Raw genomic sequence first — 18,097 nt, 5'->3', positions numbered from 1 at the left:
GGCCTAACACAGGGTGGACCGGTCCGCGCCCGGAGTGGTTCCCCCGGCGTTTCCGGCGTGGGTCGGCCTGCGACCGTCAGGTCTTGCGAGCCCGCCCGCCCCGCCGCTATGTTAGCGATAACATCGATGCGTTCGCATCGCTCGTTGTGTGGTCGCCGGTGCCCCGGCGGCCGTCCGGGCCACGGCGTGCCGCGTGCGGACGACCCCGTCGAGCCACGCCCGCCCCGCCACCGACCGTCGCGGCGCGGGCGGGTCCGCCCTGCCCAGGGAGCCCTGTGATGCCCTCTCCGTTCCTGAACCGTCGCCTCCTCCTGCGGGCCGCCGGCGCGACCGCCGTCGCCTCCGCGGTCGGGTCCACCGTCCGGGCAGGCGGCGCCGGCGCCGCCCTGCCCCCGGTCCGGCCCGACATCGGCGTCTCGGCGTACGCCTTCGACCCCGGCCAGGTGCGGCTGACCGCCAGCCGCTGGCAGGACAACCAGGACCGCACACTCACCTACCTGCGCTTCGTCGACGTCAACCGGCTGCTCTACAACTTCCGGGCCAACCACCGGCTCTCCACCGGCGGCGCCGCCGCGAACGGGGGATGGGACGCCCCGACGTTCCCCTTCCGCACCCACGTCCAGGGGCACTTCCTGACCGCGTGGGCGCAGGCGTGGGCGGTGCTCGGCGACACCACGTGCCGGGACAAGGCGAACCAGATGGTGGCCGAACTGGCGAAGTGCCAGGCCAACAACGCCGCGGCCGGCTTCAACGCCGGCTACCTGTCCGGGTTTCCGGAGTCCGACTTCACCGCCCTCGAGGCCCGCACCCTGAACAACGGCAACGTGCCGTACTACTGCATCCACAAGACGCTGGCCGGCCTGCTCGACGTGTGGCGGCTCGTCGGCACCAACCAGGCCCGCGACGTCCTGCTGGCGCTCGCCGGCTGGGTCGACTGGCGCACCGGTCGGCTCACCTCGACCCAGATGCAGGCCATGCTGGGCACCGAGTTCGGCGGCATGAACGCCGTGCTGACCGACCTGTACCAGCAGACCGGCGACGGCCGGTGGCTGACCGCCGCGCAACGGTTCGACCACGCCGCGGTGTTCAACCCGCTGGCCGCGAACTCCGACCAGCTCAACGGGCTGCACGCCAACACCCAGGTGCCGAAGTGGATCGGCGCGGCCCGGGAGTTCAAGGCCACCGGCACCACCCGCTACCGCGACATCGCCAGCAACGCCTGGACCATGACCGTCAACGCGCACAGCTACGCCATCGGCGGCAACAGCCAGGCCGAACACTTCCGCGCCCCCAACGCCATCGCTGGCTACCTGCGCAACGACACCTGCGAGGCGTGCAACACGTACAACATGCTCAAGCTGACCCGGGAGTTGTGGCAGCTCGACCCCGGGCGGACCGCGTACTTCGACTTCTACGAGCGGGCGCTGCTCAACCACCTCGTCGGGGCGCAGAACCCGGCCGACAGCCACGGCCACATCACCTACTTCACCCCGCTGCAGCCGGGCGGCCGGCGCGGCGTGGGCCCGGCGTGGGGCGGTGGCACCTGGAGCACCGACTACAACTCCTTCTGGTGCTGCCAGGGCACCGGCCTGGAGAGCAACACCGCCCTGATGGACGCCGTCTACTTCCACAACGGCAGCACGCTGACCGTGAACCTGTTCATGCCGTCGGTGCTCACCTGGTCGCAGCGGGGCATCACGGTCACCCAGACCACCAGCTACCCGGTCGGGGACACCACCACCCTGACCGTCAGCGGCAGCGTCGGCGGGTCGTGGACGATGCGCATCCGCATCCCGGCCTGGACGACGGGCGCCACGGTCAGCGTCAACGGGGTGGCCCAGGACATCGCCACCACACCGGGGACGTACGCCGCCCTCACCCGGTCGTGGACCAGCGGCGACGCCGTCACCGTACGGCTGCCGATGCGGGTGCAGGCGCAGCCCGCGAACGACGACCCGAACGTGGTGGCGCTCACCTACGGGCCAGTGGTGCTCTCCGGCAACTACGGCAACACGGCGCTGTCCGCGCTGCCCGCACTCGTCACCGCCTCGGTCACCCGGACCAGCAGCACCGCGCTCAGCTTCACCGCCACCGCCAACGGCTCCACCGTCAACCTCGGGCCGTTCCACGACGCGCACGGACACAACTACACCGTCTACTGGAACGCCAACGGCCAGACCGGCGGCACCGCCGGCGCCACCTTCCGGCTGGTCAATGCCGCCAGCGGTCTCGTGCTGGGCGTCGAGAACATGTCCACCGCCGACGGCGCCCCGGCCCTGCAGTGGGCGGACAACGGCACCGCCGACCACGGCTGGGAACTCCTGGTCGACGGCGGCGCGGTGCGGTTGCGCAACGCCAACAGCGGCAAGGTGCTCGGCGTGCAGAACATGTCGACCGCGGACAACGCCCAGGTCGTGCAGTGGTCGAACACCGGGACGGCCGACCACCGGTGGACGCTCGGCGACGTCGGCGACGGCTCCCACAAGATCCGCAACGGCAACTCCGGCAAGCTGCTGGCGCTGCTCAACGGCAACACCGCGCAGGGCGCCCGGGTGGTGCAGGACCCGGACAACGGCACGCCGGACAACCAGTGGCGGTTCGTGCCCAACGGCGCGCGCCGGATCCAGAACCTCGCCAGCGGCCTGGTCCTCGGCGTGCAGAACATGTCCACCGCCGACGGCGGTCTGGTGATCCAGTGGCGTGACACCGGCACCGCCGACCACCTCTGGACGGCGATCGTGGACAGCGGCGGCTACCTGCGGCTGCGCAACTCGAACAGCGGCCGGGTGCTCGGCGTGGAGAACGCCGGCACCGCCAACGGCGCCCGGGTGCTGCAGTGGGCCGACAACGGCGCCGCCGACCACCGCTGGCGGCTCCGGTACGGCGCCAACGGCTACTTCCGGATCCAGTGCGCCAACGGCGGGCGCGTCCTCGCGGTGACCGGCGGCTCGACGGCGCAGGGCGCCCAGGTCGTCATCTGGGACGACAACGGCACCAGCGACCACCTCTGGCGGTTCGTGTAGGCCGCCGCCCGGGCCGGGGGCGGCAAACCCGTCCCCGGCCCGGCGCTTCGGCGGGCCGAGGGTCGGCCATGCTCAGCGGCGGGGCGGCCCGGCGACGCTGCCGCGGGCGACCAGCCTCGGGGCGATGGTGCGTCGCAGGGCGCCACCACTGACCGTCTCGATCTGGGTCAGCAGCATCTCCAGGCTGGCCCGGGCCACCGCGGCGAAGTCCGGCCGCACGGTGGTCAGCGGCGGGATGAAGTATGCGGCCTCCGGCACGTCGTCGAAGCCCACGACGCTGATGTCGTCGGGCACCCGGCGGCCGTGCTCGTGCAGGGCGCGCAGCACGCCGAGGGCGAGGTGGTCGTTCGCGGTGAAGACCGCGGTGACCTCGGGCATCCGGGCCAGCATCTGACCACACCGGTAGCCGGCCGCCGCCGACCAGTCCGCCGGCACCAGCGGCGGGACCTCAACGCCGGCCGCCTGCAACGCCTCCCGCCAGCCCTGGATCCGGCCGGCGCTGTCGAACCAGTCCGAAGGCCCCGAGACGTGCCAGACCGTACGGTGCCCGGCGTCGAGCAGGTGCTGCGTGGCGGCCCGCGCGCCGGCGACCTGGTCGACCGTCACCAGCGGGACCGGCCCGTCCGGGTCGCCGTCGACGGTGACCAGCGGGACGTCCTTGGGCAGCCGCGCCAGGGCCTCGCCGGCCGACTCGACGGGTGCGATCACCACGACCCCGGCGACCCGGTGCGCCAGGTGCCGCTCGACGACCGCCGAGATGGACCGGTGGTCGAGATCCCGGACGCTGCCCACGCTGACCGCGAAGCCCGCCTCGGCGGCGGCCTGTTCGAGGGCGGCGAGCAGCGACGCCGGGCCGTAGAGGGTGGTGTTCTGAGCCACCACGCCGATCACCTGGGACCGGCCGGTGACCAGCGCCCGAGCGGCCCGGTTGGGCCGGTAGCCGAGTTCGGTGATGGCGGCCTGCACCCGCAGCCGGGTCTGCTCGCGTACGTTGGGATGCCCGTTCAACACCCGGGACACCGTCTGGTGCGAGACACCGGCGAGCCGGGCCACGTCAGTCATCGCAGGACCGCGCACGGCCACTCCCTTTCCCACGCCGGGCGGGACCGCGGCCCGTCGACGTCGACCGGGGCGGAGCGGTGCCCAATCCCGCTCCCGCTGCCGCCACGTCGGAGCAGGCTCCGCCGGTGGCCGGCACTGGATCGCCGACAGTCTACGCCAGTTCCGGTGCGGGTCCGAGCGCCACGGAGCCCACGGATTGACGGCCCCATATCGGCCCGCCGGCGAATTGGCGGACACCATTCCTGCGGTACCGCTGCCAACGCCCGGCGCGCTCCGGGCCAATGCCGCCGGGATTACCGAAAGGCCTGTTCCACACCCTGCAGAGGCATGCGGAACAGGCCTTTCGGCAGCGTCAGTTGCCGTTCTCGGCGGGCCCGGCCGAGGACCGTACGGTGAGCAACCTCACGGCGTCGACAGTTCGAACCGGCGTACCGTCACCGCGCCGCCCAGGGCCTGGGTGGCGTGGTTGAATATGGCGAACCGGTAGCCCATGAAGAATGTCCAGTTGTTGTTGAGTGTCAGGGCGTTACCCAGCGAGACGAAGTTGACGCCGTCCGTGCTGTACGAGAAGCGGGCCTGCCGCCCCGAGCCGGGTCTGATGTCGGCGTTGGCGCGCAACCAGATCCGCCCGCCGGAGATCGGTGCGCTGGCTATCTCGCTGCCGGTGCTGGCGGTGTCCCAGCTGTTGTTCATGGTCAGCCCGTTGGTCATGACCACCCGGGTCGCGCCGTTGTCCCGCCGGACCCCGATCCAGGCCGAGACGTCGCGCAGCATGGCGAGTCCGGTCCGGTCGCCGTCGCGCATCGTCGAGTAGTCGAGCTCGACCGTCCCGGTCGAGGTCGGACCCTGGATCCGGTGGGTGACGGTGTTGCGGGCCCGGTACAGGTCGTTGGTCACGGTGGCGGTCTCCAGGCGCAGCCCGTTGTTCACCGACCAGCGGCTGTTGTCCGGGTTGTGGTTCCACTCCCACTGCGGGCCGAGCGTGGTGCCGGCGAAGGTGTCCACGCCGGTGAGCGGCTTGACCGGTCGCAGCGGCAGCGGGTTGGGGTAGCTGGCGCCCCAGGCGCCGTTGACGGTCTGCACCTGCGGCCAGCCGTCCGCGGTCCAGGTGATCGGAGCCAGCGTCGGCATCCGGCCGCCCGGGAAGGCGTCGGTGAACGCCATGTAGTACCAGGAGCCGTTCGGCAGCTGCACCAGCCCGCCCTGGTGGGGCACCCCGCCGCCGGAGATCGGGCCCGGCAGGTTGAGCAGCACCTGCCGCTGCTCGTACGGGCCGAACGGGCCGTTTGTCGACTTCAGCACGTACTGGCCGTTGGCCGGGCGGGTGAGCCAGATGTAGTAGGCGCCGTTGCGCTTGTAGAAGCGGGCCCCCTCCAGGGTGCCGATGCTCGACGGCGTCTGGTAGACCTGCTGGGACCGGACCTGGGTGCGCCCGTCGGCGGAGAGCTGCGCGACGCTGATCGTGCCGTTGCCGTACGCGACGTACATGGTGTCGTTGTCGTCGATCAGCATGCCGGCGTCGTAGTAGCAGTTCGGGATGGTGGTGAGCCGGCTCCAGGCGCCGTCGACGGCCGAGGCGGTGTAGATGTGGGTCTGGGCGAAGTCGATACAGCCGGCCCAGTAGTACGTCCGGTTGCTCGGCCGGTAGTTCAGCGTCGAGGCCCAGATGCCGTCCACGTACGCCTGCTGACCGGGGGGCAGGTCGTACTTCGTGCCGAAGTCCAGCCGGGGTACGGAGTGCCCGGCGAACTCCCAGTTGACCAGGTCGTAGGAGCGCAGGATCGGCGCGCCCGGCGAGTAGTGCATGGTGGAGGCGGTCATGTAGTAGACGTCCCCGACCCGGATCACCTCGACGTCCGCGAAGTCCTGCCAGACCACCGGGTTGGTGAAGTTCCCGCTCGGAGGGCCGGGGTTGCCGCTGTCGCCGACCCGGACCAACTGCCACTGCTGGTTGTTGCCACCCCAGTCGTCGTACTGCACCACGTTGCCACCGTCTGCGGTGGAGGCGTTCTGCACCTCGACCGCCTTGTTGCTGTTGCGGTTTATCAACCGCACGTAACCACCGGCCGAGTCCGCCAACCGGAACTGCTGGTTGGTGCCGTTGCCGTCACTCCACTGCACGATCGACGCGCCGTTGGCCGTGGAGAAGTTGTACACATCGAGCACCTTGCCCGAATGCCGCGACTTCAACCGGTAGTAACCACCACCGGAATCCACGAACTGCCACTGCTGCCAGGCACCGTCGTTCCGCGTCCACTGGGTGATCCGCGCCCCGTCGTTCGTCGCCTGGTTGTAGACGTCCAACGCCTTGCCACTGTTCCGGTTCACCAACACGTACCAGGCGTTCGTGTCCACCGTCGCCGCCGACGCCGGCGACGGTGCGACGCCCACCAGGGCGCCACCCAGCACCACCGCCGCGACGGCGGCGGCGACCCGCGACAGCCGGCCACGCCGGCGCGCCACGGCCCGCGAGAGCCCACCGATGGCAACCATGATCCTCCTTCGATGACAGGTTCGGGGAAGTCCGTCGGCCGCCAGCCCGGTGCGCCCGGCTCGAACCGGGCCGCGGTCACACCGCATGTGATCGCTAACAACTGCGCCTCCTGCCCAGGGCGGCGCGCGACGCGTGGGACTGCGGTAGAACGCTCCTCGGCCCGGCCAACCAGAGATGTCGGCCGTCCTATCCATCGACTGTGAGCGATAACACGACGTTAGTCAAGACGTAACACCGGAGGCGGGACCCGGACGCGAACGGGTGGTGCTCCCCGCCCTCGGCGATAGAGCACCACCCGGTGCGAAGCGGTCAGAACCCCCGGGCGAGCCGGTAGTACGCCTGGTTCCAGCGCAGCTCGTCGGCGAAGCGGTACGGGTCGGTGTCCGCGTCGATGACCACCAGCTCGGTCCGGCTCATCTCGGCCAGGTCGCGCAGCTCCTCCACGCCGACCGCCTGCGAGAGCACGGTGTGGTGGGGAGCGCCGGCGGTGATCCACGCCTCCGCGGAACCGGCGAGATGCGGCTGGGGCCGCCAGACCGCCCGGGCCACCGGCAGCCGGCGCAGCGGGTGCGGCGGCGGGACGACGTCGACGACGTTGGCCACCAGCCGGAACCGCTCCCCCATGTCCGCCATGCCGAGCACCACGGCCGGGCCCGCCGCCGCGTCGAAGACCAGCCGCACCGGGTCCTCCCGGCCGCCGATGCTCAGCGGATGGACCTCCACGTTCGGCACGTCCGCGGCGATGCTCGGGCACACCTCCAGCATGTGTGCGCCGAGCACGACCTCCTCGCCCGGCTTGAGGTCGTAGGTGTAGTCCTCCATGAAGGAGGTGCCGCCCTCCACGCCGACGGCCATCTCCTTCAGCGTGTGGACCAGCACCGAGGTCTTCCAGTCGCCCTCGCCGCCGAACCCGTACCCGTCGGCCATCAGCCGCTGCACCGCGATGCCGGGCAGCTGGCGCAGGCCGCCGAGGTCCTCGAAGTTGGTGGTGAACGCCCGGAAGCCGCCGTCGTCAAGGAAGGTGCGCAGGCCGATCTCCAGGCGCGCGGCGTACCGCAGGGAGTCGTGCCGCTCCCCGCCCGTACGCAGCCGCGGATCCATCCGGTACGTGTCGTCGTACTCCTTGACCAGGTCGTCCACCTGCGCCTCGGACACCTCGTCGACCACCGCGACGAGGTCGTTGACGCCGTAGGTGTTGACCGAGACGCCGAAGCGTAGCTCCGCCTCGACCTTGTCACCCTCGGTCACCGCGACGTCGCGCATGTTGTCCCCGAACCGGGCCAGCCGCAGCGACCGCACCGCCGACCAGCCGATGGCGGCGCGGGCCCAGGCACCGATCCGCCCGACGACCCGGGGGTCGGAGACGTGGCCGGCGACGGTCTTGCGGGCCACGCCGAGCCGGGTCTGGATGTACCCGAACTCGCGGTCGCCGTGCGCGGCCTGGTTGAGGTTCATGAAGTCCATGTCGATGTCGTCCCACGGCAGCATGACGTTCGCCTGGGTGTGCAGGTGCAGCAGCGGTGTCCGGAGGGCGTCCAGCCCGGCGATCCACATCTTGGCCGGCGAGAACGTGTGCATCCAGGCAATCACCCCGACCACCCCCTGCCCGGCCGCGTCCCGGCAGGCCGCGAGGATGTCCGCGCTGGAGGTCAGGACGGGCTTCCAGACCACCCGGACGGGAATGTCCGGTGCCTCGTCGAGCCGCGCCGCGATCTGCCGGGACTGGTCCGCGACCTGCCGGAGCGTGTCCTCGCCGTACAGCCCCTGGCTGCCGGTGAGGAACCAGACCTCGGGCTGGGGGTGTGTTGCCATCTTGTTGCCTTCCGCGAGAGGGGCGGTCACTTGAAGCGGATGCCGATGAGGCGCTGGAGGAGGATGAAGGCGAAGAGCAGCCCCCCGATCACGATCTTTGTCCACCAGGAGTTGAGGCTGCCGTCGAAGGTGATCAGGGTCTGGATGACCCCCAGCACCAGCACGCCGAGCATGGTGCCGAACACGTAGCCGGACCCGCCGGTGAGCACCGTGCCGCCGATGACGACCGCGGCGATCACGTCCAACTCCATGCCGACGGCGATCAACGGGGCGCCGGAGAGCGTGTAGAACGACAGCAGGATGCCGCCGATGGCCGAGCACAGCCCGCTGACCGTGTAGACGGCGATCCGGGTCCGGCCCAACGGCAGCCCCATCAACAGGGCGGACTGCGGGTTGCCGCCGATGGCGTACACGCTGCGGCCGAACCGGGTGTACGCCAGCACGTACGCGGCGACGAGGACCACCGCGAACGCGATCAGCACACTGATCGACACGAAGTTGCCCGCGGGGTTGCCGATGCGCTCCTGCGACATGGCGGTCCAGAAGCCGTCGGTGATGGGGATGGAACCGCCGCTGATGAACGTGCACATGCCGCGGGCGAAGAACATGCCGGCGAGGGTGACGATGAACGGTTGGATCTCGAAGAAGTGGATCGCGCAGCCCATCAGGAAACCGAGGACGGGGCCGATCAGCAGCGCGACGACCAGCACCAGTGCGGGGGGCAGGCCGTCGCGCAGCAGCGCGGCCGACACCATCGCGGTCATCGCGACCACCGACCCGACCGACAGGTCGATGCCGCCGGTGAGGATCACGAAGGTCATGCCGACCGCGACGACCAGCAGGAAGCCGTTGTCGATGAAGACGTTGAAGACGACCTGCACGTTGGAGAACGCCCGGTACTGGGACACCCCGATGCCGTACATCACCAGCAGCAGGGCGAGGGTGGCCAGGACCGGCACGTGCCGGCGGGGCAGGGTGGGCCGCCAGGCCCGGCCGCTGGTCAACGACGTGCTGCTCATGCCGGCACCTGCTCCTTCTCCCGCGCAGCCGCCGCCGGCCCGGAGGTCGGGCCGCTGCGGCGCCGGGCGAACCTGGCCCGGAACGCCGGCGCCTGGATGAGGCAGACGGCGATGACGACGACCGCCTTGAACAGCAGGGACGTCTGCGGCGAGATGTTCATGGCGTACACCGTGGTGGTGAGGGTCTGGATGATCAGTGCGCCGAGGATGGTCCCGCTGAGGGAGAACCGGCCGCCGGCCAAAGAGGTGCCGCCGATGACCACCGCGAGGATGGCGTCGAGTTCCACCCAGAGACCGGCGGAGTTGCCGTCGGCGCTGGACACGTTGGCGGTCATCATGAAGCCGGCCACCGCCGCGCAGGCGGCGCTGACCACGTACACGAGGAAGATGACCCGACCCGAGCGGATGCCGGCCAGCCGGCTCGCCTCGGCGTTGCCGCCCACCGACTCGACGATCAGGCCGAGCGCGGTGCGGCGGGTGAACGCGGCGACGAGCAGCGCCGCCGCCAGCGCGATGAGGATCGCCAGCGGCAGGGCCAGGAAGTGCCCGAGCCCGATCGCCCGGTACGGACCGGAGTTGATCGTGATGATCTGCCCCTCGGTCACGAGCTGGGCGACCCCCCGGCCGGCCACCATCAGGATCAGCGTGGCGATGATGGGCTGGATGCCGATGACGGCGACCAGGACGCCGTTCCACATGCCGAGCACGAGCGCGGTGCCGAGGGCCAGGGCGAGCGCGGTGCCGACCGTGGCCGGGCTGTTCTGGTCGGGCGCCTTGCTGATGTAGAGGCAGGCGATGGCGCCGCTGATCGCGCAGAGCGAGCCGACGGACAGGTCGATGCCGCCGGTGGCGATGACCAGGGTCATGCCGAGGGCGACCAGGATCAACGGTGCGCTCAGCCGCAGGATGTCGATCGGGGTGCCGTACAGGTGCCCGTCCTTGACCTCGACGGTCAGGAAGCCGGGCCGGTAGACCGTGTTGGCGACCAGCATCAGCACGAGCACCAGGGCGGGCCAGAACAGCCGGTGCCCGGTCAGGGCACGCAGCCGGCCTGCGGTGGGGTTCATCGGTTCACCTCCTCCCGGTTGGTTCCGCTGGCGATGGTCTGCATGACGCGATCGGCGTCGAGCGTGTCGTCGTTGTCGAGCTGGGCGACCATCGTCCGGTCGCGCATGACGGCGACCCGGTGGCTCAGCCGCAGCACCTCCTCCAACTCGGCGGAGATGAACAGCACGGCCATGCCGCCGTCCGAGAGCTGGACCACCAGCTTCTGGATCTCCGTCTTGGCGCCGATGTCGATGCCGCGGGTGGGCTCGTCGAGGATCAGCAGCCGCGGCTCGGTGATCAGCCACCGGGCCAGCAGGACCTTCTGCTGGTTGCCGCCGGAGAGGTTGCGGACCGGCAGGTCGGGGTTCGCCGGCCGGATGCTCAGCGCCTTGACGTACCGGTCGACCAGCTCGTCCTGGCGACGGCGCGGAATCGGCCGCAGCCAGCCCCGCGCCGCCTGCATCGCGAGGATCATGTTCTCGCGCACCGACAGCTCGGGCACGATGCCCTCCGCGCGCCGGTTCTCCGAGCAGAACCCCACGCCGCGGTCGATGGCCTGGACCGGGGTGCGCAGCGACGCCCGGCCACCGTCGACCGCCACCTGGCCGTGATCGGCGCGGTCGGCCCCGAACAGCAGCCGCGCCACCTCGGTACGCCCGGAACCGAGCAGGCCGGCCAGGCCGACCACCTCGCCGGCGTGGATGCGCAGGCTGAACGGGGCGACGGCGCCCTTGCGGCCGAGCTCCGAGGTCTCCACCAGCGGCGCCCCGGCGGACTGGGCGGCGACCGCCCGCTTGGGGTGCTCGTCGAGCCGCTCCAGCGCGTCGAGTTCCTTGCCGATCATCTTCTCGACGAGGCTGAACTGCGGCAGCTCCCCGGTCGGGTACTCGCCCACCAGGGCGCCGTTGCGCAGCACGGTGATCCGGTCGGCGACGGCGTACACCTGGTCGAGGAAGTGGGTGACGAACAGGATGGCGATCCCCTCGTCGCGCAGCTGCCGCATGATCCGGAACAGCTGCGCGACCTCACCGGCGTCCAGGCTGGACGTCGGCTCGTCGAGGATGAGCACCTGGGCCCGTACGTCGATCGCCCGGGCGATGGCGACCATCTGCTGCACGGCCAGCGAGTACGACCCCAGCGGCGCGGCGACGTCGAGGTCGAGGTCGAGGTCGAGGCGGGCCAGCAGCGCGCGGGCCCGCCGGCGGACCTCACGCCACCGGACGGCGCCGAGCCGGCGCGGCTCCCGGCCGATGAAGATGTTCTCCGCCACCGACAGGTTGGTGCAGAGATTGACCTCCTGGTAGACGGTGCTCACGCCGGCTGCGGCGGCCTGCATCGGCCCGCTGAAGGCGACCTGCTCACCGGCGAGGGTGATGGTGCCCTCGTCGATGCCGTAGACGCCGGTCAACACCTTGATCAGGGTGGACTTGCCGGCGCCGTTCTCGCCCATCAGGGCGTGGACCTCGCCCGGAAAGAGCCGGAAGTCCACGTCGTGCAGCGCGCGTACTCCCGGGAACGACTTGCTGATCCCGGTCATCGTCAGGACCGGAGGGCTATCCGTCATCCATCGGACCTCTTCTGGCTGGTGGTTCGGCACGGGAACGAGCGACGGGTCGGGGCCGCCGTCCGGTGGGACGGCGACCCCGGCGCCGGTCAGTACTTGCGGTTGGGCAGGGCCTCCTTGGCCTGCTCCTGCGTGAAGGTGGTCTCCTCGGTCTCGATCCGGGGCTGCACCTCCTCGCCGGCGTGGACCTTCTTCGCCAGGTCCATCAGCTGTGGGCCGAGCAGCGGGCTGCACTCCGCGATGAAGTTGAACTTGCCGTCCGCGAGGGCCTGCATGCCGTCCTTCACCGCGTCGATGGTGATGATGGTGATGTCCTTGCCGGGCACCTTGCCGGCAGCGGTGATCGCCTCGAGAGCGCCGAGGCCCATGTCGTCGTTGTGCGCGAAGAGCACGTCGATCTTCGGGTTCGCCTTGAGGAACTGCTCCATCACCTGCTTGCCGCCGGCCCGGGTGAAGTCACCCGACTGGGACGCGACGATCTTCAGGTTCGGGTTGGCGGCGATGGCCTCGGCGAAGCCCTTCTTACGGTCGTTGGCCGGGGCGGAGCCGGTGGTGCCCTGGAGCTCGACGATGTTGACCGGCCCGGTGGCGTCCTTGGTGTTCTCCAGCAGCCACTCGCCGGACAGGCGGCCCTCCTTGACGAAGTCCGAGCCGAGGAAGGTCTTGTACAGCGACTTGTCGGCGGAGTCCACGGCGCGGTCGGTGAGGATCACCGGAATCCCCGCGTCCTTGGCCTCCTTGAGGACGGTGTCCCAGCCCGACTCCACCACCGGCGAGAAGGCGATCACGTCCACCTTCTGCTGGATGTAGTTGCGGATCGCCTTGATCTGGTTTTCCTGCTTCTGCTGGGCGTCGTCGAACTTCAGCTCGATACCGGCATCGGCGGCGGCCTCCTTGATCGAGGTGGTGTTCGCCGTCCGCCAGCCGCTCTCCGCGCCGACCTGGGAGAAGCCCATGACGATCTTCCCGTCGCCGCCCTCCCCGCCGCTGCCGCCGGTGTCGCTGTTGCCGCACGCCGCCACGCTGCCCGCGAGCAGTGCGGCGGCGAGCACCGCGATGACGTTGCGTGCCGTTCTCCTGGTTCTCATCGGTTCTCCTCGGGGTTGGATGGCCGACCGCACCGCCCGCGGGCGGCCGGCCGGGGTGTGGTGGTGGGATGAGGTGGTGCTGGTCAGCGGGTCCGCGGCCAGCCGTCACCCGGTGGTCGGGCGCTGGCCGTAGACGTTCTGGTACCGGTCGTACAGCGAGTCGACGTCCGCCCGCGCGATCGGCAGCGGTTGGCCGAGCGCGCGGGCCAGGTGGGCGGTGCGGGCGACGTCCTCGCACATCACCGCGGCCTTGACCGCCGCGCGGGCATCCTTGCCGATCGTGAAGACCCCGTGGTTGCGCATGAGCACCGCGGGCGAGCGGTGCCCGGACAGGGTGCTGACGATCCCCTTGCCGATGTCGTCCCCGCCGATCAGCGCGAACGGCCCGACCGGGATCTCCCCGCCGAACTCGTCGGCCTGGGCGGTCAGCCAACACGGGATCGCCTCGCCCCGGGCCGCCCAGGCGGTGGCGTAGCTGCTGTGCGTGTGCACGACACCGCCGACCTCGGGCATCGCCCGGTAGACGTAGGCGTGCGCCGCGGTGTCGCTGGACGGGGATCCGCCGCCGTCGACCACATTGCCGTTGAGGTCGCAGACGACCATGGCGTCCGCCGTCAGGTCGTCGTAGTCGACCCCGCTGGGTTTGATCACCATCAGGTTCTGGCCGGGGACCCGCGCCGAGACGTTGCCGGCGGTCCACGCCACCAGGGCGTACCGGGTCAGTTCGGCGTGCAGCCGGGCCACGGACTCCCGTAGCGCGCTCAACTGCCCCGTCACGTCGGTGTTCATCCGACCACCTCCAGAACCGTGTCGGCCTGCGCCGCGCCCGCTTCGACGGCCGCGTTACGGATCGCCCGCAGGCGGAGCATGACATCGTTGCCGCCGCGGCCGAAGTGGTCGTGCAGCGCGCGGTACTCGGCGTAGAGGGCGTCGTACGCCCGCACGTTCGCCGGATCCGGCCGGTAGGCGGCCTCGTGCACCCGGCCCATCGCCGCCGACGCCTCGTGGATCGACGGGTACGCCCCGGCGGCGACGGCCGCGTGGATGGCCGACCCGAGCGCCGGCCCCTGGGCGGAACCGATGATGCTCAGCGGCCGGTTGGTCACGTCGGCGTAGATCTGCATCAGCAGGCGGTTCGAGGTGAGGCCGCCGGCCACCACCAGGTCGGTGATCGGCACCCCGGCCTCGACGAACGCCTCGATGATCATGCGGGTGCCGAACGCGGTCGACTCCAGCAGCGCCCGGTAGACGTCCGCCGGCCGGGTGGCCAGCGTCAGCCCGACGATCAGGCCGCTGAGGTCGTGGTTGACCAGCAGGGAACGATTGCCGTTCCACCAGTCCAGCGCCACCAGCCCGTGGGCGCCGACCGGCTGGGCGGCGGCCAGCTCGGTCAGCCGCTCGTGCGAGTCCAGCCCGGCCGGGGCGGCGTGCCGGACGAACCAGCCGAAGATGTCACCGACGCCGCTCTGCCCGGCCTCGTAGCCCCAGGCGCCGGGGCTGATGCCGCCGTCGACCACGCCGCACATGCCGGGCACCTCGGCGAGGTCGCGGCCGTTGACGACGTGGCAGGTGGAGGTGCCCATGATGGCCACCAGCCGGCCCGGGTCGAGGGCCCGGGCGGCGGCGGCGGTGACGTGCGCGTCGACGTTGCCGACGGCCACGGCGATGCCCTCCGGCAGACCGGTCCAGGCGGCGGCCCGGGCGGTGAGTGAGCCGGCCCGGTCGCCCAGCGGCAGCAGCGGGCCGTCCAGCTTGGTCACGAAGTCGGCGAAGTCCGGGTGGAGCGCGGTCAGGTACTCCCGCGACGGGTACCGGCCGTCCTGCCGGATGCCCTTGTAGCCGGCGGTGCAGACGTTGCGGGTCTCCGCGCCGCACAGCTGCCACACGATCCAGTCGGCCGCCTCGATGAAGCGCTCGGCGCGTCGGTAGACGTCGGGATCCTCGGCCAGGATCTGCAGCCCCTTGGCGAACTGCCACTCGGCGGAGATCTTCCCGCCGTAGCGGCCGATCCACGGCTCGCGTCGCTCGTGGGCCAGCGCGTTGATCCGGTCGGCGTGCGGCTGGGCGGCGTGGTGCTTCCAGAGCTTGACCCAGGCGTGCGGGCGGTCGCGCAACTCCGGCACCTGGCACAGCGGGGTGCCGTCGGCGAGTGTCGGCAGCACCGTGCAGGCCGTGAAGTCGGTGGCGATCCCGACGACCCGGGACGGGTCGACGCCGGCGGCGGTCAGCGCGGCGGGCACGGCGTGGCGCAGCACGTCCCGGTAGTCCTCCGGGTCCTGCAGCGCCCAGTCCGGGGGCAGCGCCGGCCCGCCGTCCGGCAGCGCGGACTCGATGACCCCGTGGCGGTACTCGTGCACCGCGGTCCCGACCTCCGCGCCGTCGCGCACCCGCACCACCAGGGCCCGTCCGGAGAGGGTGCCGTAGTCGACTCCGACCACGTACCGCTCGTCCGCACCGTCCACACTGCTCATGACCACCTCCGAACGAAGACGGCCCTAGTGTTAACGCTCACATCCAGCGTCGTCAAGACACCCGCCGGCAACAGCTCAGTAACGGAACGACCACCTTCAGCGCCCACCCGGTCGCGGGCCGGCACACCCGCCCACCCCGGGCGGAGCCACCACGCAACGGGCCCGGAGCGTCCGTACGATTCGGACGAACCGGGAGCCGGCCACGGGTCGACGGGGCCGCCTCCCGGCAGGTACCGTTGTTAGCGAGAACATCTTGTTGCCGCAGTGATCCACCCGACGGCCCGTCGCAGCGACGGGACCCGGGTCGACCGCGCCGCGCCAGGCACCATGCTCATCGGCAATGAGCTGGCCTTCCTTGCCCGATCCGGCCGCCGCGTCGACACCCCGGACAGGGCGTCTCTCGATTTACAATTGTTGATGTCATCGATAACATGGCCGGCATCATCGCGTCGGCCACCGGGCAGCCACGCGGCTGTCGACCCCGATCCTGCCGGGCCGGGCGACGGGCGATCCCCCCTGTCGCCGTCGGCGCAACCGCCGACGACCGGATGGCCACCACCAGGACCAGCCGGGAGCCGGACGGAGGGTTCGTCGGAGTCGACATCGACCGCACCGCCCCGCCGTCCCCGACGGCCGGTGGCAGCCAACGACGCGTCCGCATCTTCCGGCAAGGAGGAACCGTGCGTAGACCTAGAAGATGGCTCACGGCCGTACTGGCGGCCCTGGCGGTGACGTTCGCGTCGGCCGTCACCGGCGTGGTCGTCTCGCCGCGCCCCGCGCAGGCGTTGAACAACGGCGTCGCCCGCACCCCGCCGATGGGTTGGAACACCTGGAACACCTTCGGCTGCAACATCAACGAGACGCTGATCCGCGGAATGGCCGACGCCATCGTCAACCAGGGCCTGCGCGACCTGGGGTACAAGTACGTCGTCGTCGACGACTGCTGGTTCGACCCGAACCGCGACGCGCAGGGCAATCTCCAGGGGCACCCGCAGCGATTCCCGAGCGGGATGAAGGCGCTCGGCGACTACCTGCACTCCCGGGGTCTGCTGTTCGGCATCTACCAGGGACCGCTGGACCAGACCTGCGCCCAGTACTTCGACTCGTTCCCCGGCTCCACCGGCAGCCTCGGCCACGAGTACCAGGACGCCCGCCAGTTCGCCGCCTGGGGCGTCGACTACCTCAAGTACGACTGGTGCTCCCCCACCGGCACCATCAACGACCAGGTGGCGAGGTTCGGCATCATGCGCGACGCGCTGGCCGCCACCGGCCGGCCGATCGTCTACAGCATCAACCCGAACAGCGTCCACGAGAAGACCGGGCCGCAGCGCAACTGGGGCGACGTGGCGAACCTGTGGCGGACCACCGAGGACATCACCAACGCGTGGAACACCGGGCAGACCAACGGCTACCCGATGGGCATCCAGAACATCGTCAACGTCAACGTGCCGCTGGCCGGCTACGCCGCGCCGGGCGCGTTCAACGACCCGGACATGCTGGAGGTCGGCCGCGGCGGCATGACCGACACCGAGATGCGCAGCCACTTCGCGCTGTGGGCGATCATGGCGGCGCCGCTGATGATGGGCAACGACGTGCGCTCGGCCAGCGCGGAGACGCTGACCATCCTGCGCAACCAGCAGCTCATCGCCATCAACCAGGACACCCTGGGCCGCCAGGCGGTCCAGGTGTCCAACGACGGCACCCGGCGGGTCCTGGCCAAGCCGCTGGCCAACGGCGACGTCGCGGTCGCCCTGTTCAACCAGGGCAGTTCCACCACGACGGTCTCCACCACGGCGGCGGCGATCGGCAAGAGTGGCAGCTCGTTCACGCTGCGGGACGCCTGGACCAACGGCACCAGCACCACGAGCGGGGCGATCAGCGCGAGCGTCCCGGCGCACGGCACGGTGGTGTACCGGGTCAGCGGCGGCGGCACCACCGAGCCGCCGCCGCCGAGCACCTTCCGGCTGCGCAGCGAGTCGGCCGGGCGCTGCCTCGACCTCGACAACTCCAACACCGCCAACGGCACCGGCACCCTCATCTGGGACTGCCACAGCAACCCCAACCAGCAGATCAGCCAGAACGGCCAGACCCTGCGGATCCTCGGCAAGTGCCTGGAGGTGCCGACCAACGCGGCCAACGGCACCCGGGTGCAGATCTGGGACTGCAACGGCGGCACCAACCAGCAGTGGACGTTCAACGGCAACGGCACGATCAGCAACGTCCGGTTCCCGTCCCTGTGCGTGGACGTCAACAACGCGGGCACGGCGAACGGCACCGCGGTGATCGTGTGGTCCTGTCACGGCAACACCAATCAGCGGTGGAGCCGGGCCTGACCGGCGGGCCTCGACCGCACGGCACGGCCGGAGGTCGGCCCCACCCGCAGGGGGTGGGCCGGCCTCCGGCCGTCTCGCCGGGTGTTAGCGCTAGTGCCGTGACCACGAACGTTCGCGGTGATGGATGACACGCCGTCCGGCCTGTCAGCCGGGCGGCGTCGCCGGGGTCAGGCTGTGGCGGTGG

11 protein-coding genes are annotated in these 18,097 nt (G+C 70.9%); 2 read left to right on the top strand and 9 right to left on the bottom strand.

What is annotated here, in order from left to right; genetic code table 11:
• Positions 1–278 precede the first annotated feature (278 nt).
• Entirely contained in the window at positions 279–3,023 is a 2,745-nt protein-coding gene (locus AB0H57_RS21895) for a beta-L-arabinofuranosidase domain-containing protein (RefSeq protein ID WP_357509194.1), read from the top strand.
• A gap of 72 nt (positions 3,024–3,095) precedes the next feature.
• Here AB0H57_RS21895 and AB0H57_RS21890 read toward each other — a convergent pair whose 3' ends face one another.
• From AB0H57_RS21890 to araB, 9 genes are all read right to left on the bottom strand, one after another.
• Positions 3,096–4,085, bottom strand: a complete 990-nt coding sequence (locus tag AB0H57_RS21890) for a LacI family DNA-binding transcriptional regulator (protein ID WP_357509193.1) — start codon at positions 4,083–4,085, stop codon at positions 3,096–3,098.
• A gap of 402 nt (positions 4,086–4,487) precedes the next feature.
• Positions 4,488–6,578: an RICIN domain-containing protein gene (locus AB0H57_RS21885; RefSeq protein WP_357509191.1), complete on the bottom strand. Its 2,091-nt coding sequence runs from the start codon at positions 6,576–6,578 to the stop codon at positions 4,488–4,490.
• A gap of 310 nt (positions 6,579–6,888) precedes the next feature.
• Positions 6,889–8,391: an L-arabinose isomerase gene (araA, locus tag AB0H57_RS21880; protein WP_357509189.1), complete on the bottom strand. Its 1,503-nt coding sequence runs from the start codon at positions 8,389–8,391 to the stop codon at positions 6,889–6,891.
• A 26-nt stretch (positions 8,392–8,417) separates the two neighbouring features.
• Complete coding sequence (gene yjfF / locus AB0H57_RS21875) at positions 8,418–9,410, bottom strand: galactofuranose ABC transporter, permease protein YjfF (RefSeq protein WP_357509187.1); 993 nt, start codon at positions 9,408–9,410, stop codon at positions 8,418–8,420.
• A complete protein-coding gene (locus tag AB0H57_RS21870) occupies positions 9,407–10,477 on the bottom strand; it encodes an ABC transporter permease (RefSeq protein WP_357509185.1) in 1,071 nt (356 codons plus the stop codon). The genes yjfF and AB0H57_RS21870 overlap by 4 nt, the downstream gene beginning before the upstream one ends.
• Positions 10,474–12,021 carry a sugar ABC transporter ATP-binding protein gene (locus AB0H57_RS21865; RefSeq protein WP_357509182.1) on the bottom strand — a complete coding sequence of 516 codons (1,548 nt, stop codon included), beginning with the start codon at positions 12,019–12,021 and terminating at the stop codon, positions 10,474–10,476. Before AB0H57_RS21865 ends, AB0H57_RS21870 begins: the two co-directional genes overlap by 4 nt.
• A gap of 89 nt (positions 12,022–12,110) precedes the next feature.
• Positions 12,111–13,109, bottom strand: a complete 999-nt coding sequence (locus AB0H57_RS21860) for an ABC transporter substrate-binding protein (RefSeq protein WP_357509180.1) — start codon at positions 13,107–13,109, stop codon at positions 12,111–12,113.
• A 105-nt stretch (positions 13,110–13,214) separates the two neighbouring features.
• Positions 13,215–13,898: an L-ribulose-5-phosphate 4-epimerase gene (locus AB0H57_RS21855; RefSeq protein WP_357509179.1), complete on the bottom strand. Its 684-nt coding sequence runs from the start codon at positions 13,896–13,898 to the stop codon at positions 13,215–13,217.
• Positions 13,895–15,580: a ribulokinase gene (gene araB, locus AB0H57_RS21850; RefSeq protein WP_357509177.1), complete on the bottom strand. Its 1,686-nt coding sequence runs from the start codon at positions 15,578–15,580 to the stop codon at positions 13,895–13,897. The genes AB0H57_RS21855 and araB overlap by 4 nt, the downstream gene beginning before the upstream one ends.
• Positions 15,581–16,395: 815 nt before the next feature.
• Between araB and AB0H57_RS21845 the strand changes: the two genes are divergently transcribed.
• Complete coding sequence (locus AB0H57_RS21845) at positions 16,396–17,913, top strand: RICIN domain-containing protein (protein ID WP_357509290.1); 1,518 nt, start codon at positions 16,396–16,398, stop codon at positions 17,911–17,913.
• Positions 17,914–18,097 lie beyond the last annotated feature (184 nt).

This window comes from Micromonospora sp. NPDC050686 (assembly GCF_040654475.1).
Classification (GTDB): Bacteria; Actinomycetota; Actinomycetes; order Mycobacteriales; family Micromonosporaceae; genus Micromonospora.
Note: the sequence above shows the minus strand (reverse complement) of the source record. Positions and strands in the feature narration are given on the sequence as shown.